This is a genomic window from Pseudomonas eucalypticola (genome assembly GCF_013374995.1).
In the GTDB taxonomy this organism is placed as follows: domain Bacteria; phylum Pseudomonadota; class Gammaproteobacteria; order Pseudomonadales; family Pseudomonadaceae; genus Aquipseudomonas; species Aquipseudomonas eucalypticola.
This window is the reverse complement of sequence record NZ_CP056030.1, coordinates 299,112-316,196: the sequence shown is the minus strand read 5'-3', so window position 1 is coordinate 316,196 and position 17,085 is coordinate 299,112. Positions and strand designations below refer to the sequence as shown.

Genomic DNA, 17,085 nt, shown 5'->3' with positions numbered 1-17,085 from the left:
GCCACTCACCGATCTTATCGAACGGGAACCCATGGAACACAACGACCTGCAAGCGCTGATGGGCCGGCTCGAGCTGTTGATCGACCGCGTCGAGCAACTAAAACGGCAAAACGGACTCCTATTAGCGCAGGAAAAAACCTGGCGCGAGGAGCGCGCACACCTCATTGAAAAAAATGAAATCGCCCGGCACAAGGTCGAATCGATGATTTCGCGCCTCAAGGCCCTGGAGCAAGACTCATGAGCTCAAGCAATAGCGTCACTGTTCAGATCCTCGACAAAGAATATTCAATCATTTGCCCGCAGGAAGAGCGCAGCAACCTGGTCAGCGCCGCGCGCTACCTGGACGGCAAGATGCGCGAGATCCGCAGCAGCGGCAAAGTGATCGGCGCCGACCGCATCGCGGTGATGGCGGCGCTGAACATCACCCACGACCTGCTGCACAAGCAGGAAACCCCCGACGTGGCTGCCACTGGCTCTACCCGTGAACAGGTTCGCGACCTGCTCGACCGTGTCGATCTGGTGCTGGCCACTGATCAGGATGAAACCCGGGGCTGAAACATTGTGATTGTTTCGGGTATACTTGCGCCGCTCCCTGGAGTGCTTGCCAGTCGGTCATGTCCCTGAGCCGATACGCACAACCACGGGGGTTGCACGCTGGGGCCGGTGCGCATGTCCGCTTGACGGAAAGCCTTAACGCCTCCTGCAATCTCCACCTTGAACTTTCGGGTTCAAGGGCTACACCGACAGCGGTTCGTCGGGGAGTCTCGCTTTACTCGCCCTTGCCTGGCCCTGCCGGCAGGGGTACAAGCCCCGCCACGCCACGTGGCCCGGGCGTTTCAGGATGGCCCACGCCATGACCGAAGCAGCACCTCTGTCGCGCCCGCAGCTACGCCGCCTCTTGCGCGATGCGCGCCGCGCACTGACCCCAGCCCAGCAACGCACCGCCGCCCGCGGGCTGTACCGCCAATTGTCCCAGCACCCTCTGTTTCGTCGTGCCCGCCATGTGGCGCTGTACCTGCCCAACGACAGTGAAATCGACCCGCGCCTGTTACTGGCCGAAGCCCAGCGCCGTGGCAAGAAAACCTATTTGCCGGTACTCAGCGCCTGGCCACGGACCAAAATGGTGTTCCAGCAGGTGCGTGCGGGTGAGGCATATCGTCGCAACCGTTTTCGGATTCCCGAGCCGCACATCAACCCGGCCCGCCAACGGCGGATCTGGGCGCTGGACCTGATCCTGCTACCGTTGGTGGGGTTTGACGAGCTGGGTGGCCGCCTGGGAATGGGCGGCGGCTTCTATGACCGCAGCCTGGCCTACCGCGGCCGGCGCACGGCGTGGCACAAGCCGATGTTGCTCGGGCTGGCCCATGAGTGCCAGAAGGTAGAGCGGTTGGCGCAGGCGAGCTGGGATGTACCGTTGCAGGGCACGGTATCGGACCGGCGCTGGTACCTGGCCCAGGGTTGACGCACCCCGGGGGCCATGACCCACGCGCAAAGAAAAAGGCCCACCGGCGAAACCGATGGGCCTTTTTTCACACCATGAGTCAGCGGTATTGCGCAGGCGCCGTCACTTCTACCGGGGCATTGGCCTTGCGGTCCCACAGCGACTGCGCGTAACCCGTGGTCACTACGCCCAGACCGAACAAAATAACCAGTACCCAAAGCAAATCCGGTTTGCGGCGCATCAATTGCCCCCCTGCAGGCAAATCATGGTGTCGAACACGAGGCGCGGCATTGGCCCCTGTGTTTACGTGAAGCGTAAAATGCGCGCATTCTGCGGCAACATGACGCGACACGCAAACGGTGACGTCAACCGACCGTCGGGTTGTCGTAAAAACGCCACATAGACAGATTTAGTCGCAATTTGGAGCAGCAGACATGGCCTACTGGCTGATGAAATCAGAGCCCGACGAGCTTTCCATCACGGACCTGGCCCGCCTGGGCGAAGCCCGCTGGGACGGTGTGCGCAACTACCAGGCACGCAATTTCCTGCGGGCCATGGCCGCTGGAGACGAGTTCTTTTTCTACCATTCCAGTTGCCCTGAGCCGGGTATCGCCGGTATCGCCCGCATTACCGCGCCAGCCTACGACGACCCCTCCGCCCTGGACCCGCAAAGCCCTTACCACGACACCAAGGCCAATGCCGAGAAAAACCCCTGGAGTGCGGTGGACGTAAGCCACGTGCAAACGTTCGGCAAAGTCCTGAGCCTGGGCTACCTCAAGCAGCAAGCTGCCCTGGCAGAGCTGCCGCTGGTACAAAAAGGCAGCCGCCTTTCGGTGATGCCAGTCACGCCCGAGCAATGGGCGGCCGTGCTGGCATTGCGCTGAGGGTTACTGCACGATCAGGTTGTTGAACAGCAAGTCCTCGACCATGGGCTTGCCTTCTTCGTTGGCCATCACATCCTGGACTTGCTTGAGCGCTTCCTGGCGCAGCTTTTCCTTGGACTCCACGTTACTGAACGAGTCGGCCGTCTGCTGGGTGAACAAGGTCACCAACTGGTTGCGGATCAGCGGATCCTGGCGTTTGACCGCGGCTTCGGCCTCGGGGCCCGTGACACGCAACGCCACGTCGGCCTTGTACACGTGCAGGCGCGGGCTGCCGTCCAGCGCATAGTTGCCCACGAAGGGCGGACTCAAGGTGATGTAGCTGACTTTGGGCGGGCCGCCCTCTTCCTTGCCTTCCTCAGCCATGACGGCCGACACGGGCAGCGTCAGGGCCAACACCATCACGATCCACGCTTTCACAAATTCAATCCTCATTACTGTTGGCGCAAGCATACCAAGGTTAACCCAGGCGCCAGTGCTTATGGTTGGCTATCAGCTGGCGGCATGCTCGTTGACCGCGTTTTCTTCACACCTACACTATCGGCCACAACCTGCAAAGGAATAGCCCGATGAAAGCCGTACTGTGCAAAGCGTTCGGCCCTGCCGAAACCCTGGTGCTGGAAGAGGTCTCCAGCCCCGCGGTGAAGAAAAACGAGGTACTGCTGGAAGTACACGCCGCCGGGGTCAACTTTCCGGACACCTTGATCATCGAGGGCAAGTACCAGTTCAAGCCGCCCTTCCCTTTCTCCCCTGGTGGCGAGGCGGCTGGTGTGGTCCGCGCAGTGGGCGAGCACGTCAGCCACCTCAAGGTGGGCGACCGCGTCATGGGCCTGACCGGCTGGGGCAGCTTTGCCGAGGAAATAGCCGTGGCGGGTTACAACGTCCTGCCCATTCCCGACGGCATGGACTACACCACCGCTGCCGCTTTCAGCATGACCTACGGTACCTCGATGCATGCGCTCAAGCAGCGCGCCAACCTGCAGCCTGGAGAAACCCTGCTGGTGCTGGGTGCCTCGGGGGGTGTCGGCCTGGCGGCGGTGGAAATCGGCAAGGCCATGGGGGCCCGGGTGATCGCTGCTGCCAGCAGCGCCGACAAGCTCGCCGTGGCCAAGGCAGCCGGTGCCGACGAGCTGATCAACTACAGCGAGACCAGCCTCAAGGACGAGATCAAACGGCTGACCGGCGGCAACGGTGTGGACGTTATCTACGACCCGGTGGGGGGTGACCTGTTCGACCAGGCCGTGCGCGCCATCGGCTGGAACGGGCGCTTGCTGGTGGTAGGTTTTGCCAGTGGCCGCATACCTGAGCTGCCCGTCAACCTGGCACTGCTCAAGGGCGCGGCGGTGGTGGGCGTGTTCTGGGGCTCGTTCGCGCAACGGCAGCCGCAGGACAATGCCGCCAACTTCAAGCAACTGTTCCAGTGGTTCGCTGAAGGCAGGCTGAAACCACTGGTCTCACGTACTTTCCCTCTGCACCAGGCCGGTGAGGCCATCAACACACTTGCCGAGCGCAAGGCTGTGGGCAAGCTGGTGATCGCCGTACGGTGAAGGGCTTCACCGCAGGAAAGTATTCAGGCTTATCAGCATGGGCGAACAACGTTGAAGTAGCGGTCTACCACCCCGGCTTCAACGCCCTCTGAACAGGAAGTTCGCCATGAGTACTTTTACCGTTTACTTCTGCGGCACCAGCGCCACCCACTTCGACAGCCACAACGCCAACTACTGGAACGGCGAGCTGATCGCCACGCTCGCCAGCAACACCCTCGACCGCGAGTTTGCCCACTGGATCGTCGTCGATGGCCCCGGCAGCGGCAACCTGCAGGCCGACAACCTCACGGTCGAGTCCACTGACCACCCCTATGCCGGCGTCGCTTTCGGCAAGGGGTGGGAGACCAACGTGCGCCACGCCCTGAACATGATCAAGGGGCAATTCGAATGGCAACGTGAAAAGCTGACCGCCGAACGCTACCAGACGCTGAAGAAAGCCGGCATTCCCATTGAAGACGTGGAGATAAAAGGCAGCTTCTGGTCGCGCGTCTACGACTACGGAGACCGCAAAGTTACCCCGCAGCAATTGCAGCAGCAGATCGTCAATCAGTTCCGCAAGGGGGGAAAGATTCCGGCGAAGGTGAACATCGTCGGCTGGAGCCGCGGCGCGGTCAGTTGCCACATGTTGGCCAATGCCATGCTGGCTGATCCGGCCCTCAAGCACATTCCCGTGAATATCTTTGCCGTGGACCCGGTGCCAGGTCCGCTGAACTTCCAACCCGAGCGCGTGACCCTGGGGCCCAATGTGCGTGAGTACGTGGGTTTCTTTGCCCGCGACGAACGCTCCAAGGGCTTCGCCTGCGTAGTGCCACACACTGACGGCAGCACCAAGACCAGTGTCTTCCCGTTGCCCGGCCGCCATGCCACCCTGGTGGGCAATGCCGCTCTCGATGGCGTCGCCGGCCCTAAGATCTTGGCAGAACCCGGCATGGTGGTGCGCCATCTGGCTGAAACCTGCCTGCGCCGCTGGGGGGTGAGCCTGGCCAAGTGCCTGAACCTGACCAAGGACGAGCTGGTCCGCGCCCACGCCATCATGTACCAGCATGACGGCATGTTCACCGAGATGCGCAAGCACAGCTATACCAAGGTGACGGAATCACAAGGGCCTGACCGGGCCATCAGCTACGGCAACCAGTGGGCGGCCTTCTCCAAAGTGGCAGGCAGCAATTTCGCACCGGCGGAGGGATTGGCAGCGCCGCTTCAGGGCGCCAAGGCGCCTTATGGTGAGCTGCTGGGGTGATGTAGAAAGGCTGGTTTTCCAGCGAGCGTCAGTGAGCGCACAGCAGCAACGCTAGTTATCCCGGCAATGGCAGCGTTTAATCCGCGCTTCCAGATTACGGTCCGGCATTTCATGGCTGCGCAGGGCGCTGATGGTCTGCTGCACGTACTCGAGCGTGCTGCCGAAGCGCCCACTGGCACTTTCCAATACATGGCTGAGCAGGTTGTCGGGCAGGTTGCCGGCATAGCTGGGTAAATGACGCTCCAGCACGAAACCCAGCGCCTGCACTTTCGTGCCATCGTCCAGGCGGCAGTTGAGCCAATGCGGGCGGTAGGAGGGATACGGCATTTCCCGTTGCCACAGGGCCAGCAAGGACTCTTCCAACCGCTCCTGCGGCAGACGATAGGCGAAGCCGCTGCAAGAGCCGCCGCGGTCCAGGCCAAATACCAGCCCCGGGCGTTCAGGCGTGCCCCGGTGTTCGTGCGACCACAGGTACAGCCCGCGATGGTAACCATGCACCCGCGCACGCCGACGCTCGGCGGCGCTGCATTCCGGACGCCAGATGAGCGAGCCGTACGCAAAGAGCCATACCGGCCCACCTTTATGGCGGCCCATGGTCGTTTGAAGTGAATGCACCAATTGCTCGTGGGTCAATTGCGGCCCGAGGTCGAGCGAGGGTGGATAAACCACATTGAAGTGCGCAGTTTCGATAGCCGACATAGTGTCGCCTGATATCCCCGTGAATCGACAACGTCGGCTCACTTTAACTGATTGTTACACTGCTGTTCATACCGTACGGCAGATAAGTGCCCAAAATCAAGCCCTTGCATTTTCATATAAGCAACGCGTTTTGCGCTGGTTATAAGCACCGTGGCGGGTCACGGCCCCATACTGCGCACCGAACTGGCACTTTGGCAACGGTATGCGCTGTTCCCAGTGCATGAGAATAGTGCATGAACCAACCAAGTAAATTTTCCTACGATATATTCAGAAGTTTCATGTCTAGAAACTTCCTATCGACTTGCGAGAAAAAGCGCATCTCCCCGATTGATAGCGGTAAACCTCATGAGATACCCAGGCCTGTTATTTGCCAGCACCACCCTTGCTGTCCTGTTCGCTGCCGCCCAGGCTCAGGGCGCGTCGGATGACGGGTTCTGGTACCTGCAAGGCAGCGTCTTCACTCGTCACTTCGCTAATAACGACAGCTACAACAACCACCAGGATTTGCTAGGGCTGGAACGCAACCAGGCATCGGGGCTGATCATGGGCGGTGCCACATTCCGCAATTCCTTCAGCCAACGCTCTGAATACGTTTACCTCGGCAAACGCTTCGACGTGCCCGACTCGGCGCTGTATTACAAGCTGAGCGCAGGCCTGATCCACGGCTACCGCGGCAAATACCGGGACAAGCTGCCGCTGAACCGCTACGGCGTGGCACCGGCCCTGATCCCGGCAGTCGGGGCCCATTGGGGCCCCGCCGGCGCCGAAGTAGTGCTGTTGGGGCTGGCGGCGACCATGGTCAATGTCGGTTTTCGTTTCTGAGCCAGCGCCTCAGGGGCGCGGCGCATAGGCGAAGACGTCCGCACGCATCTGGTGCGCGTCCATGCCTGCAGCCACCAGGGCATCCAGCGTGGCGTAGATCATGGCGGGGGAGCCGCTGGCATACACGTGCACGCCTGCAAGGTCAGCAATGTCCTCGCACACCGCTTCGTGCAACATGCCGCAGCGCCCTTCCCAGCCACACAGGTCGCTGACCACTTTGTGCAGGAACAGGTTGGGCAAGGTTTGCCACTGTTCCCAGTGCTCAATCTGGTAGAAGTCCTCTGGCCGGCGCACGCCCCAGTACAGGTGCACAGGATGCTTGAAGCCCTGTGCCCGGCAATGCTCGATCAGGCTGTGCATTTGTGCCATGCCGGTACCAGCGGCGATCAGCACCAATGGCCCGTCGGGCAATTCGGCCAGGTGTGTGTCGCCGAACGGCAGCTCGACCCGCGCCATGCCGTTGCGCTGCAATTGCTCGATGAGGTTCTGGGCGCTGGCTTCGCGTACCAGCACGTGCATTTCCAGGTCACGCCCCGCATGGGGCGCCGAAGCGAGGGAAAACGCCGACTTTTCGCCGTTTTCGCGCTCGATCATCAGGTATTGGCCGGCGTGGTAGCGCGGCGGCCTGCCGGCCGGGGCGCGCAGGCGCACCCGCCAGACGTCGCCGCCCACCGGTGTGCATTCGCTCAGCTGGCAGGCGAAGGTGCGCACGGGCAACTCGCCCAGCGCCAACACGCCGTCCCACAGCAACACGCAGTCCTCCAGCGGTTCCGCGATGCAGGTGTAGATTTCGCCGTGGTCGTGCTCCACCCCTTCCTGGCGTACCCGCCCCTCTACCAGCAAAGCTGAACACACATGGCAGTTGCCGTTACGGCAGCTCTGCGGGCACTCATGGCCAAGGCGCTGGGCCGCTTCCAGAATCCGTTCCCCGGGCTGCGTTTCCAGCACCGCGCCCGATGGCTGCAAGGTTACGCGCATCAATCTATCCCTAGCTGGTTCCACAGTTCATCGATGCGACGAGTCACGGCATCGTCCTTGACGATGACCCGGCCCCATTCGCGGTTGGTCTCGCCCGGCCACTTGTTGGTGGCATCCAGGCCCATCTTCGAGCCCAGGCCCGACACCGGCGACGCGAAGTCGAGGTAGTCGATGGGCGTGTTGTCGATCATCACCGTATCGCGCTTGGGGTCCATACGCGTGGTGATCGCCCAGATCACATCGTTCCAGTCCCGGGCGTTGATGTCGTCGTCGGTGACGATAACGAACTTGGTGTACATGAATTGGCGCAGGAACGACCACACACCCAGCATGACGCGCTTGGCATGGCCGGGGTACTGCTTCTTCATGGTGACCACCGCCATGCGGTAGGAACAGCCTTCGGGCGGCAGATAGAAGTCAGTGATTTCCGGGAATTGCTTCTGCAGGATCGGCACGAACACTTCATTCAGCGCCACGCCCAGAATCGCGGGCTCATCCGGTGGCCGGCCGGTATAGGTACTGTGATAGATCGGCTTGGTACGGTGGGTGATGCGCTCCACGGTGAACACCGGGAACTGGTCAACTTCGTTGTAGTAGCCGGTATGGTCGCCGTACGGGCCTTCATCGGCCATTTCACCCGGGTGAATCACCCCTTCCAGGACGATTTCCGCGCTGGCCGGCACTTGCAGGTCATTGCCACGGCACTTCACCAGTTCGGTGCGGTTGTCACGCAGCAGGCCAGCGAAGGCATATTCGGAAAGGCTATCGGGCACCGGCGTGACCGCCCCCAGGATAGTGGCCGGGTCGGCGCCCAAAGCCACGGATACCGGGAAAGGCTGGCCCGGGTGCTTTTCGCACCACTCGCGAAAGTCCAGCGCACCGCCGCGGTGGCTCAGCCAGCGCATGATGACCTTGTTGCGGCCTATCACCTGCTGCCGGTAGATACCCAGGTTCTGACGCTCTTTGTTGGGGCCACGCGTCACCGTGAGGCCCCATGTGATCAACGGCGCCACATCGCCTGGCCAGCAGGTCTGCACGGGCAGCATGCCGAGGTCGACGTCGTCACCCTCGATGACCACTTCCTGGCAAGCCGCGTCCTTGACCAACTTGGGGGCCATGGCAATGATCTTCTTGAAGATAGGCAGCTTCGACCAGGCATCCTTGAGCCCCTTGGGCGGTTCGGGCTCCTTGAGAAACGCCAGCAACTTGCCGATTTCGCGCAGCTCGCCGACGTCCTCGGCGCCCATGCCCAAGGCGACACGCCCCGGCGTACCGAAGAGGTTGCCCAGCACCGGAATATCGAAACCGGTGGGTTTTTCGAACAACAGCGCCGGGCCCTTGCTGCGCAGGGTTCGATCGCAGACTTCCGTCATTTCAAGCACCGGAGAAATCGGCACCTGAATGCGTTTCAACTCTCCGCGCTGCTCAAGCTGCTGCACGAAATCCCGAAGATCCTTGAATTTCATTGACCATGCCACTCGTAAAATAGGCGTACATCGTACCTGCTCTGGCGCGCGCTGGCAGCCGCCGGTGCCTCATTCGGCCGAATTGGCCTGAATTGGCCCATTGCCCATGGCTGCGCCTGCGTGCTCGAACAGTGGCGCGAGCATGGGCTGCAGGTAAACCGTGGCACCGTCGCCGTAATGGTTGTCATCCATGTACAGCGATTGGCCGTCGGCTTCGATACGGCAGGTCTGGCCGTCACCGCAGAACAGCGCCGCCGGGTCGATGATTCGCACGTTGCTGTCGGCCGCCGCCAGTTGGCCGAACAGCTGGCTGATGAAGGCCTGCCGGCGGCGATGCTCCGCCAGTGGCAGCCCTTCATTGGCTACCGGGCGGCCAAGCATGGCCAGGCGCGTCAGGCGGTAGGGCGCCCGTTGCTTCTGCAAAGGCGCTTCCTCCACCAGCCATACCCTGCGGTGCTGTTCACGCAGGCGGGCCACCAGTGCAGTGAGTTGGGTAGCCAGCTGTTGCTCGGCGTAGGAGCGGTCGGCGCGGCCTTGGGGGTTGTGCAGCATATAGGTGGTGTCGCCTAGCCCGTCACCATACAGGTACAGGCTCCAGCGGGCGGCCAGTATTACGTCGTGGACGGCGGGCGCCTGGGCCAGGGCCAACATTTTGCCATTGAAGTCACGGCAGGCTCGCTTGCCCTCCAGCCCCGGCACGGGGATACAGCCCGCGCGCGCGGCCAATGACACCGGGGTGCCATGATCCTTGGCGGCCAGGGCCAACGCAGGCCCCAAGCCCGCCGCGTGGCTGTCGCCCCACACCAGCAGTGCCGGTGACGTGGGGCTTGCGGGCCCGAGCGTGCACACTGGCTGTTGCCCCTTGCGGTCAGACAGGCAGTCGCGCTGCCCGGCATTCCATTCCCGTGCCTGGGCATAGCGCAGCGCCTGCGGGGAAAGGCGCGACGGCACGCCATCGGCCTGGCGCAGCGCCTGGCCAGCCACACCCACCAACACCATCAACCCCAATGCGCAAGCCAGTACTTGCCGGGCGCTGGCCGAAACCCGCCCCTGACGCAGCGGCCGCTCGAACCAGCGCCAGGAGGCATAGGCAAGCACCAGGCTCAAGACCAGCAGGCCAGCCACCTGGGAAGCGCTCAAACCGTCGACGGCCGCATACGAAGCAAATACATGCACGGGCCAATGCCACAGGTACCAGGAATAGGAAATCAGCCCTGTTCCCACCATCAGCCGCGTGCTCAGTACCCGGCCTACCCAGGTGGCGTGCGCACCATTGGCCCAGATCAGCGCCAGGGTTCCGACTACCGGCAACAGGGCCGCGACGCCCGGAAAGGGGGTGTGGGCATCGTAAAGCACGGTAGCGGCCACCAGCATCGCCAAACCCGCCAGGCTGGCCAACTGGTACACCCAGGGCGCCTGGCGGCTGGCAGCGATGGGCGTGACCGCCAGCAGCGCGCCGGCCAACAGCTCCCAGGCGCGCATGGGCAGCAGGAAGAATGCCGCGGAGGGATCATGCCGCACCGCCCACACGCTCAAGGCCAGGGAGACCAGCAGCAACCCGAGCAGGTAAAGGCGCCAGCGCCGCAGGTAACGGATGAGCAGCCCGAGCAACAGCGGGAAGACGATATAGAACTGTTCTTCCACCGCCAGCGACCAGGTATGCAGCAGCGGCTTGAGGTCCGATGCCGTGTCGAAGTAGCCGTCCTGACGCTGGAACAGAATATTGGACGCGAACATCGCCTGGTAGCGAACTGAGCGCCCCAGGTCACTGTAGTCATGAGGGGTGAGCAGGAACCAGCCCACCACCATGCACACCACCATCACCAGGAAAAGCGCGGGCAAGATACGCCGCGCCCGGCGTGTCCAGAACTCCAGGAAGCTGAATTGGCCAGCCTGGTGCTGGCGCCAGAGAATGGAGGTGATCAGGAAGCCCGAGATCACGAAGAAGATATCCACACCCACGAACCCGCCGCTGAACCCGGCGATGCCGAAGTGGAACAGCACGACGATCGCTACAGCCACTGCTCGCAGCCCGTCGATATCGCGACGATAGGCTAATACTGCCATGACAATCCCTTGTTATTAGTTGTTCGGACCTGAGCAGTGTAAGCGCAGGCATGCCGGCGTTTACAGGAGTACTGCGAGCGGTGGAAAGTTCGGTATCTGCAGGCAAAAAAAATGGCGCCCCGCAGGGCGCCATCTTCAAGCTACCAGGCAGGCCCGGTTACTTGCGTTTCATCGACAGGAAGAACTCGTCGTTGGTCTTGGTCTGCTTGAGCTTGTCGACCAGGAACTCGATGGCGGCGACTTCGTCCATCGGGTGCAGCAGCTTGCGCAGAATCCACATGCGCTGCAGTTCGTCGTCGGCAGTCAGCAGCTCTTCGCGACGGGTACCCGAACGGTTGATGTTGATGGCCGGGAATACGCGCTTCTCGGCGATCTTGCGGTCCAGGGGCAGTTCCATGTTGCCGGTACCCTTGAACTCTTCGTAGATCACTTCATCCATCTTCGAGCCGGTTTCAACCAGCGCAGTGGCGATGATGGTCAGCGAACCACCTTCCTCGATGTTACGCGCGGCACCGAAGAAACGCTTCGGCTTCTCCAGCGCGTGGGCGTCTACACCACCGGTCAATACCTTGCCGGAGCTCGGGATCACGGTGTTGTAGGCACGGGCCAGGCGGGTGATGGAGTCCAGCAGGATGACCACGTCCTTCTTGTGCTCGACCAGGCGCTTGGCCTTCTCGATCACCATTTCGGCAACCTGCACGTGGCGGGTTGGCGGCTCGTCGAAGGTGGAGGCAACCACTTCGCCGCGCACGGTGCGCTGCATTTCGGTCACTTCTTCCGGACGTTCGTCGATCAGCAGCACGATCAGGTGAACTTCAGGATTGTTACGGGTGATGTTCGACGCGATGTTCTGCAGCATGATGGTCTTGCCCGCCTTCGGCGGAGCAACGATCAGGCCACGCTGGCCCTTGCCGATCGGCGCGCACAGGTCGATGACACGACCGGTGAGGTCTTCGGTGGAACCGTTGCCGGCTTCCATCTTCATGCGCACGGTGGGGAACAGCGGCGTCAGGTTTTCGAACAGAATCTTGTTCTTGGCGTTTTCCGGACGGTCGAAGTTGATGGTGTCAACTTTCAACAGGGCGAAGTAACGCTCGCCTTCTTTTGGAGGGCGGATCTTGCCGACGATGGTGTCGCCGGTGCGCAGGTTGAAGCGACGGATCTGGCTTGGGGAGACGTAGATGTCGTCCGGGCCGGCCAGGTAGGAAGCGTCAGCCGAACGCAGGAAGCCGAAGCCGTCCTGGAGAATCTCCAGCACGCCATCACCGGAGATTTCCTCGCCGCTTTTGGCATGTTTCTTCAACAGGGAGAAAATCACATCCTGCTTGCGCGAACGGGCCATATTTTCTATGCCCATCTGTTCGGCCATTTCGAGCAGATCGGTAATCGGCTTTTGCTTGAGTTCAGTCAGGTTCATAAGGGAATGACGTAATCATGTATGGAGGGAGAAATTAAGCTTTGGGCTTAATGAGGCCGCGCCGCAGAGAAGGCGACAGGATCGCGTACTAATTCGAGTAGGAGTGCGTCGGCGACGGCTTGCAGGGGGCACTAGAGATACCAGTGCGAGGCCGAATGTAACACCTGAATTTCTGGGCGTCTAGTCGTTGGCCCAAGAAAAAGCCCCGCAAGGTGCGGGGCTATTACCACCGGATATTTCGGCGCTATTACAGGCTGCCATCCAGGAAAGCGGCCAATTGCGACTTGGACAGGGCGCCGACCTTGGTCGCTGCCACTTCGCCGTCCTTGAACAGCATCAGCGTAGGAATACCGCGCACGCCGTGCTTGGCAGGGGTTTCCTGGTTGTCGTCGATGTTCAGCTTGGCGATGGTGACCTTGCCTTCGTAGGTACCCGCGATTTCATCCAGTACTGGCGCGATCATCTTGCATGGGCCACACCATTCAGCCCAGTAGTCAACGAGGACAGGGCCCTTGGCCTTGAGGACTTGTTCCTCGAAGGTAGCATCAGTGACGTGCACGATTTTATCGCTGCTCATGAAGGGTCTCCGTTGGAAATTCTGAAAAAACTGGGCCCATCATAACGGCACAGGCGCCCCACAGGAAGCCGGTGATGATTGTCTCTAACTATAGTGCTTCAAGATTTGAACAATAGCTGCTCACGGAGCGACGAAGGCGATGGCCGTGCGCAGCGCTGCGGCGCGGATATGCTCCTGCATGGCTTTGGTAGCGGGTGAGGCGGCGTGACGCGCCAGGGCACGGAGGATTTTGCGATGCTCATGCCAGGTCTCCATGGCCCGTTCGGCACGGATGAATGGCAGTTTCTGGCTCTCCAGGAAGATATCGGCGCTGGCGACGAGGATGCTGGCCATGGCCTGATTGCCACTGGCCACCATGATGCGCCTGTGGAAGTCGAAATCCAGCCGCGCGGCCGCCTCGAAATCCCCGCCTCGCAACTCGGCGCGCATGGCCTGGACGTTATCCTGCAGGGCATCGAGTTCGTCAGCGGTCAGACGAACGGCAGCCAGCCCGGCGGCGAACCCCTCCAGTGCATAACGCAACTGAAAGATATCCGCGGGCGCCGCCTGGGCCGCGAATGGCCACGCCAACCCGGCGGCAGTCGGACTGCCGGCCTGCACGAAAACCCCTTTTCCCGGCTGAATACTAACCACCCCCAGTGCGCTCAGCGTTGACAGTGCTTCGCGCAATGAAGCCCTGCTGACCCCCAGTTGCTCAGCCAGATCACGCTGGGAAGGAAGCGCCGCACCCGCCTCGTAGCCTTGCCGGGCAATCAGCTGGCGAATGCCTTGGATAGCGACGTCGGGGACTGCTTGGTTGAGGGAAGTCATGGGGCTTTCCGGCTAATTGGAACTGCCGTTTTAGCGCGATTTTCCAGGCAGGGCAAATCACGCCCGATAACGGTTCACCCCCGTTTTTATTGGGCGAAAGTAGTGCAAAAACCAACACGACACCCCGCAACTGTTCAGACCAGTAAGACCTCACCTGGAGCCAGGAAACAGGCGCCACAGCGATGCCTCCCCGTCGGTGGCATGACCTGTGCACTGTCCCTGCCACTCACTTTCGGAGACCGTGCCATGATCCAGCGCTGTACCGCCCTGCTCACCGCTCTGTTCGCCAGCCTGATGCTTTGCCAGGCCCCCGCCCACGCCGACGGCCTGGAGGACGTGGTCAAGCGCGGCACCCTGAAAGTCGCCGTGCCCCAGGACTTCCCGCCCTTCGGCTCGGTAGGCCCGGACATGAAACCCCGTGGCCTGGACATCGACACCGCACAGCTGATCGCCGACCGCCTGAAGGTCAAGCTGGAACTGACCCCGGTCAACAGCACCAACCGCATTCCCTACCTGACCACCGGCAAGGTGGACCTGGTGATCTCCAGCCTGGGTAAAAACCCCGACCGCGAGAAAGTCATCGACTTTTCCAACGCCTACGCCCCCTTCTACCTTGCGGTGTTCGGCCCTCCCGACGCCCCCGTCGCCACCCTCGATGACCTCAAGGGCAAGACCATCAGCGTTACCCGCGGCGCCATCGAAGACATCGAGCTGACCAAGGTGGCGCCCGAAGGCGTGACCATCAAGCGCTTCGAAGACAACAACTCCACCATCGCCGCCTACCTGGCCGGCCAGGTGGACCTTATCGCCAGCGGCAACGTGGTGATGGTGGCCATCAGCGAGCGCAACCCCAAGCGCATCCCGGCCCTGAAGGTCAAACTCAAGGACTCGCCGGTCTACGTGGGCCTGAACAAGGATGAGCCGCAGCTGCTGGCCAAGGTCAACGAGATCATCGCCCAGGCTCGCCAGGACGGCAGCCTGGAGAAGAACTCGCAGACCTGGCTCAAGCAGCCGCTGCCCGCCGACCTTTGAGACCCTGGACCTGACATGGCCTATCACTTCGACTTCAGCCCGGTTTTCGCCAACACCGACCTGCTGCTCAAGGGTGCGCTGTTCACCCTGGAACTGACCGCCATCGGCACACTGCTGGGGGTCGGCCTGGGCGTGTTGGGTGGCGTGGTGCGCGCCTGGAAGATCAAGCCGTTCGCCGGGATCTTCGGCATCTACGTCGAATTGATCCGCAACACACCGTTCCTGGTACAGCTGTTCTTCATTTTCTTCGGTTTGCCGTCCCTGGGCGTGCAGATCAGCGAGTGGCAGGCGGCGGTGCTGGCCATGGTGGTGAACCTGGGCGCCTACAGCACGGAGATCATCCGTGCCGGCATCCAGGCTGTCCCGCGCGGGCAACTGGAAGCCGCCGCGGCCCTGGCCATGAGCCGGGCCGAGGCGTTCCGCCATGTAGTGCTGGTGCCGGCCCTGGGCAAGGTATGGCCGGCCCTGAGCAGCCAGATCATCATCGTGATGCTGGGCTCGGCAGTGTGCTCGCAGATAGCCACCCAGGAGCTGAGCTTCTACGCCAACTTCATCCAGTCGCGCAATTTCCGCGCCTTTGAAACCTACGTGCTGACCACCCTCATCTACCTGGCCATGGCCATGTTGATTCGCGCCCTGCTCAACTGGGCCGGGCGCCGCTACCTGGCAAGGAGCCGCTGATGGACTTCACGTTCTGGGATATCGTGCGCAACTTGCTCACCGGCCTGCAGTGGACCCTGGCACTGAGCCTGGTGGCCTTTATCGGCGGCGGGTTGATCGGCCTGCTGGTGATGACCTTGCGCATCGCTGACAAGACGCTGCCCCGCGCCTTGGCCCGTGGCTATATCGAATTGTTCCAGGGGACGCCGTTGCTGATGCAACTGTTCCTGGTGTTCTTCGGCGTGGCGCTGCTGGGCATCGACATCTCGCCCTGGGCGGCGGCGGCACTGGCGCTGACCCTGTTCACCAGCGCGTACCTGGCCGAGATCTGGCGCGGCTGCGTGCAGTCCATCGCCCCTGGCCAGTGGGAAGCCTCGGCCAGCCTGGCCATGACGCCCTACGAACAGCTGCGCCATGTCATCCTGCCCCAGGCCCTGCGCATTGCCGTGGCCCCCACGGTGGGCTTCTCGGTCCAGGTGGTGAAGGGCACCGCGGTGACTTCCATCATCGGCTTTACCGAACTGACCAAGACCGGCGGCATGCTTGCCAACGCCACTTTCGAACCCTTCACTGTCTACGGCCTGGTCGCCTTGGGCTATTTCGCCCTGTGCTACCCGCTGTCGCTCAGCGCCCGCTACCTGGAAAGGAGACTGCATGCCTCTGCTTAGAGTGTCTGCCCTGCATAAATACTACGGCGACCACCATGTGCTCAAAGGCATCGACCTGAGTGTCGAGCAAGGCCAGGTGGTGGCGATCATTGGCCGCAGCGGCTCGGGCAAAAGCACCTTGCTGCGCACCCTCAACGGCCTCGAATCGATCAATGACGGGGTGATCGAAGTCGATGGCGAGTACCTGGACGCCGCCCGCGCCGATTTGCGCAGCCTGCGCCAGAAGGTCGGGATGGTGTTCCAGCAGTTCAACCTGTTCCCGCACCTGAGCGTGGGCGAGAACGTGATGCTCGCGCCCCAGGTGGTGCAGAAGGTATCGCGGGCCAAGGCCCTTGGCCTGGCACGCGAGATGCTGGAACGGGTGGGCCTGGCGGACAAGTTCGACGCCTACCCGGACCGCCTGTCCGGCGGCCAGCAGCAGCGCGTGGCCATCGCCCGGGCACTGGCCATGTCGCCCAAGGTGCTGCTCTGCGACGAGATTACCTCGGCACTGGACCCGGAACTGGTCAATGAGGTGCTCAGCGTGGTGCGCCAACTGGCCCAGGATGGCATGACGCTGATCATGGTCACCCATGAAATGCGCTTTGCCCGCGAGGTGGGCGACAAGCTGGTGTTCATGCACCAGGGCAAGGTGCATGAAGTGGGGCACCCTAAACAATTGTTCGCGGAACCGCAGACACCCGAATTGGCGGCTTTCATCGGTATGCAGTAGGTCCGCGCCGGGCCAAGCTCGGGAAGCAGGCACCACCGAACCAAACGCGTTGGCGGCAGGGTTGGTTC

The 17,085-nt window shown here is 62.0% G+C and carries 20 protein-coding genes and 1 other RNA gene; 12 read left to right on the top strand and 9 right to left on the bottom strand.

Features of this window, described 5'->3' with window-relative positions; translation table 11 throughout:
* Positions 1 to 31: 31 nt before the first annotated feature.
* The 4 genes from HWQ56_RS01520 to HWQ56_RS01505 all read left to right on the top strand — a co-directional run bounded on the left by HWQ56_RS01520 (position 32) and on the right by HWQ56_RS01505 (position 1,462).
* On the top strand, positions 32 to 241 hold the full coding sequence (locus HWQ56_RS01520) for a TIGR02449 family protein (RefSeq protein ID WP_158156122.1): 210 nt from the start codon (positions 32 to 34) through the stop codon (positions 239 to 241).
* Positions 238 to 555, top strand: a complete 318-nt coding sequence (locus HWQ56_RS01515; protein WP_158156120.1) for a cell division protein ZapA — start codon at positions 238 to 240, stop codon at positions 553 to 555. The genes HWQ56_RS01520 and HWQ56_RS01515 overlap by 4 nt, the downstream gene beginning before the upstream one ends.
* 31 nt (positions 556 to 586) lie before the next feature.
* Positions 587 to 765, top strand: a non-coding RNA gene (gene ssrS / locus HWQ56_RS01510) — 6S RNA.
* An 88-nt stretch (positions 766 to 853) separates the two neighbouring features.
* Positions 854 to 1,462 carry a 5-formyltetrahydrofolate cyclo-ligase gene (locus HWQ56_RS01505; RefSeq protein ID WP_158156119.1) on the top strand — a complete coding sequence of 203 codons (609 nt, stop codon included), beginning with the start codon at positions 854 to 856 and terminating at the stop codon, positions 1,460 to 1,462.
* A gap of 79 nt (positions 1,463 to 1,541) precedes the next feature.
* Here HWQ56_RS01505 and HWQ56_RS01500 read toward each other — a convergent pair whose 3' ends face one another.
* Positions 1,542 to 1,682 carry a hypothetical protein gene (locus HWQ56_RS01500; RefSeq protein ID WP_158156117.1) on the bottom strand — a complete coding sequence of 47 codons (141 nt, stop codon included), beginning with the start codon at positions 1,680 to 1,682 and terminating at the stop codon, positions 1,542 to 1,544.
* A 193-nt stretch (positions 1,683 to 1,875) separates the two neighbouring features.
* Between HWQ56_RS01500 and HWQ56_RS01495 the strand changes: the two genes are divergently transcribed.
* A complete protein-coding gene (locus HWQ56_RS01495) occupies positions 1,876 to 2,325 on the top strand; it encodes an EVE domain-containing protein (RefSeq protein WP_158156115.1) in 450 nt (149 codons plus the stop codon).
* A gap of 3 nt (positions 2,326 to 2,328) precedes the next feature.
* Here the strand turns inward: HWQ56_RS01495 and HWQ56_RS01490 are convergent, their stop codons facing one another.
* On the bottom strand, positions 2,329 to 2,742 hold the full coding sequence (locus tag HWQ56_RS01490; protein ID WP_176569628.1) for a flagellar basal body-associated protein FliL: 414 nt from the start codon (positions 2,740 to 2,742) through the stop codon (positions 2,329 to 2,331).
* 149 nt (positions 2,743 to 2,891) lie between these two features.
* Here HWQ56_RS01490 and HWQ56_RS01485 point away from each other — a divergent pair, with 149 nt between their 5' ends.
* Positions 2,892 to 3,869, top strand: coding sequence for an NADPH:quinone oxidoreductase family protein (locus HWQ56_RS01485; RefSeq protein WP_176569627.1), 978 nt, complete (start codon positions 2,892 to 2,894; stop codon positions 3,867 to 3,869).
* A 106-nt stretch (positions 3,870 to 3,975) separates the two neighbouring features.
* Entirely contained in the window at positions 3,976 to 5,109 is a 1,134-nt protein-coding gene (locus tag HWQ56_RS01480; RefSeq protein WP_176569626.1) for a hypothetical protein, read from the top strand.
* A gap of 51 nt (positions 5,110 to 5,160) precedes the next feature.
* Here HWQ56_RS01480 and HWQ56_RS01475 read toward each other — a convergent pair whose 3' ends face one another.
* Positions 5,161 to 5,808 (bottom strand): gamma-glutamylcyclotransferase, encoded by a 648-nt coding sequence (locus HWQ56_RS01475; RefSeq protein ID WP_158156107.1) that lies wholly within the window; start codon positions 5,806 to 5,808, stop codon positions 5,161 to 5,163.
* 345 nt (positions 5,809 to 6,153) lie between these two features.
* Between HWQ56_RS01475 and HWQ56_RS01470 the strand changes: the two genes are divergently transcribed.
* The gene (locus HWQ56_RS01470; RefSeq protein ID WP_176569625.1) at positions 6,154 to 6,630 is read left to right on the top strand and encodes a sn-glycerol-3-phosphate transporter; all 477 of its coding nucleotides are present in this window, start codon (positions 6,154 to 6,156) and stop codon (positions 6,628 to 6,630) included.
* 9 nt (positions 6,631 to 6,639) lie between these two features.
* Here the strand turns inward: HWQ56_RS01470 and HWQ56_RS01465 are convergent, their stop codons facing one another.
* The 6 genes from HWQ56_RS01465 to HWQ56_RS01440 all read right to left on the bottom strand — a co-directional run bounded on the left by HWQ56_RS01465 (position 6,640) and on the right by HWQ56_RS01440 (position 13,945).
* Complete coding sequence (locus tag HWQ56_RS01465) at positions 6,640 to 7,608, bottom strand: CDP-6-deoxy-delta-3,4-glucoseen reductase (RefSeq protein WP_176569624.1); 969 nt, start codon at positions 7,606 to 7,608, stop codon at positions 6,640 to 6,642.
* Entirely contained in the window at positions 7,608 to 9,074 is a 1,467-nt protein-coding gene (gene ubiD, locus HWQ56_RS01460; protein ID WP_176569623.1) for a 4-hydroxy-3-polyprenylbenzoate decarboxylase, read from the bottom strand. Before ubiD ends, HWQ56_RS01465 begins: the two co-directional genes overlap by 1 nt.
* Before the next feature lie 69 nt (positions 9,075 to 9,143).
* Complete coding sequence (locus tag HWQ56_RS01455; protein ID WP_176569622.1) at positions 9,144 to 11,141, bottom strand: acyltransferase family protein; 1,998 nt, start codon at positions 11,139 to 11,141, stop codon at positions 9,144 to 9,146.
* 157 nt (positions 11,142 to 11,298) lie between these two features.
* Entirely contained in the window at positions 11,299 to 12,558 is a 1,260-nt protein-coding gene (gene rho, locus HWQ56_RS01450) for a transcription termination factor Rho (protein ID WP_027979976.1), read from the bottom strand.
* A 247-nt stretch (positions 12,559 to 12,805) separates the two neighbouring features.
* A complete protein-coding gene (gene trxA / locus HWQ56_RS01445) occupies positions 12,806 to 13,135 on the bottom strand; it encodes a thioredoxin TrxA (protein ID WP_176569621.1) in 330 nt (109 codons plus the stop codon).
* A 120-nt stretch (positions 13,136 to 13,255) separates the two neighbouring features.
* Positions 13,256 to 13,945 carry a FadR/GntR family transcriptional regulator gene (locus tag HWQ56_RS01440; protein WP_176569620.1) on the bottom strand — a complete coding sequence of 230 codons (690 nt, stop codon included), beginning with the start codon at positions 13,943 to 13,945 and terminating at the stop codon, positions 13,256 to 13,258.
* Between the two features lie 246 nt (positions 13,946 to 14,191).
* Here HWQ56_RS01440 and HWQ56_RS01435 point away from each other — a divergent pair, with 246 nt between their 5' ends.
* From HWQ56_RS01435 to HWQ56_RS01420, 4 genes are read left to right on the top strand one after another with little or no spacing between them, the layout of a single operon-like run.
* The gene (locus HWQ56_RS01435; RefSeq protein ID WP_176569619.1) at positions 14,192 to 14,977 is read left to right on the top strand and encodes a transporter substrate-binding domain-containing protein; all 786 of its coding nucleotides are present in this window, start codon (positions 14,192 to 14,194) and stop codon (positions 14,975 to 14,977) included.
* 15 nt (positions 14,978 to 14,992) lie between these two features.
* A complete protein-coding gene (locus HWQ56_RS01430; RefSeq protein ID WP_176569618.1) occupies positions 14,993 to 15,658 on the top strand; it encodes an amino acid ABC transporter permease in 666 nt (221 codons plus the stop codon).
* Positions 15,655 to 16,305, top strand: coding sequence for an amino acid ABC transporter permease (locus HWQ56_RS01425; protein WP_176572321.1), 651 nt, complete (start codon positions 15,655 to 15,657; stop codon positions 16,303 to 16,305). The genes HWQ56_RS01430 and HWQ56_RS01425 overlap by 4 nt, the downstream gene beginning before the upstream one ends.
* A complete protein-coding gene (locus tag HWQ56_RS01420; protein ID WP_158156090.1) occupies positions 16,292 to 17,017 on the top strand; it encodes an amino acid ABC transporter ATP-binding protein in 726 nt (241 codons plus the stop codon). The genes HWQ56_RS01425 and HWQ56_RS01420 overlap by 14 nt, the downstream gene beginning before the upstream one ends.
* Positions 17,018 to 17,085: the final 68 nt, after the last annotated feature.

Excerpts from the sequence above, each read along its gene's own strand:
- HWQ56_RS01520 (WP_158156122.1), top strand. The coding sequence starts at position 32 with ATGGAACACAACGACCTGCAAGCGCTGATGGGCCGGCTCGAGCTGTTG.
- HWQ56_RS01515 (WP_158156120.1), top strand. The coding sequence starts at position 238 with ATGAGCTCAAGCAATAGCGTCACTGTTCAGATCCTCGACAAAGAATAT.
- HWQ56_RS01505 (WP_158156119.1), top strand. The coding sequence starts at position 854 with ATGACCGAAGCAGCACCTCTGTCGCGCCCGCAGCTACGCCGCCTCTTG.
- HWQ56_RS01500 (WP_158156117.1), bottom strand. The coding sequence starts at position 1,682 with ATGCGCCGCAAACCGGATTTGCTTTGGGTACTGGTTATTTTGTTCGGT.
- HWQ56_RS01495 (WP_158156115.1), top strand. The coding sequence starts at position 1,876 with ATGGCCTACTGGCTGATGAAATCAGAGCCCGACGAGCTTTCCATCACG.
- HWQ56_RS01485 (WP_176569627.1), top strand. The coding sequence starts at position 2,892 with ATGAAAGCCGTACTGTGCAAAGCGTTCGGCCCTGCCGAAACCCTGGTG.
- HWQ56_RS01480 (WP_176569626.1), top strand. The coding sequence starts at position 3,976 with ATGAGTACTTTTACCGTTTACTTCTGCGGCACCAGCGCCACCCACTTC.
- HWQ56_RS01475 (WP_158156107.1), bottom strand. The coding sequence starts at position 5,808 with ATGTCGGCTATCGAAACTGCGCACTTCAATGTGGTTTATCCACCCTCG.
- HWQ56_RS01470 (WP_176569625.1), top strand. The coding sequence starts at position 6,154 with ATGAGATACCCAGGCCTGTTATTTGCCAGCACCACCCTTGCTGTCCTG.
- HWQ56_RS01465 (WP_176569624.1), bottom strand. The coding sequence starts at position 7,608 with ATGCGCGTAACCTTGCAGCCATCGGGCGCGGTGCTGGAAACGCAGCCC.
- ubiD (WP_176569623.1), bottom strand. The coding sequence starts at position 9,074 with ATGAAATTCAAGGATCTTCGGGATTTCGTGCAGCAGCTTGAGCAGCGC.
- HWQ56_RS01455 (WP_176569622.1), bottom strand. The coding sequence starts at position 11,141 with ATGGCAGTATTAGCCTATCGTCGCGATATCGACGGGCTGCGAGCAGTG.
- rho (WP_027979976.1), bottom strand. The coding sequence starts at position 12,558 with ATGAACCTGACTGAACTCAAGCAAAAGCCGATTACCGATCTGCTCGAA.
- trxA (WP_176569621.1), bottom strand. The coding sequence starts at position 13,135 with ATGAGCAGCGATAAAATCGTGCACGTCACTGATGCTACCTTCGAGGAA.
- HWQ56_RS01440 (WP_176569620.1), bottom strand. The coding sequence starts at position 13,945 with ATGACTTCCCTCAACCAAGCAGTCCCCGACGTCGCTATCCAAGGCATT.
- HWQ56_RS01435 (WP_176569619.1), top strand. The coding sequence starts at position 14,192 with ATGATCCAGCGCTGTACCGCCCTGCTCACCGCTCTGTTCGCCAGCCTG.
- HWQ56_RS01430 (WP_176569618.1), top strand. The coding sequence starts at position 14,993 with ATGGCCTATCACTTCGACTTCAGCCCGGTTTTCGCCAACACCGACCTG.
- HWQ56_RS01420 (WP_158156090.1), top strand. The coding sequence starts at position 16,292 with ATGCCTCTGCTTAGAGTGTCTGCCCTGCATAAATACTACGGCGACCAC.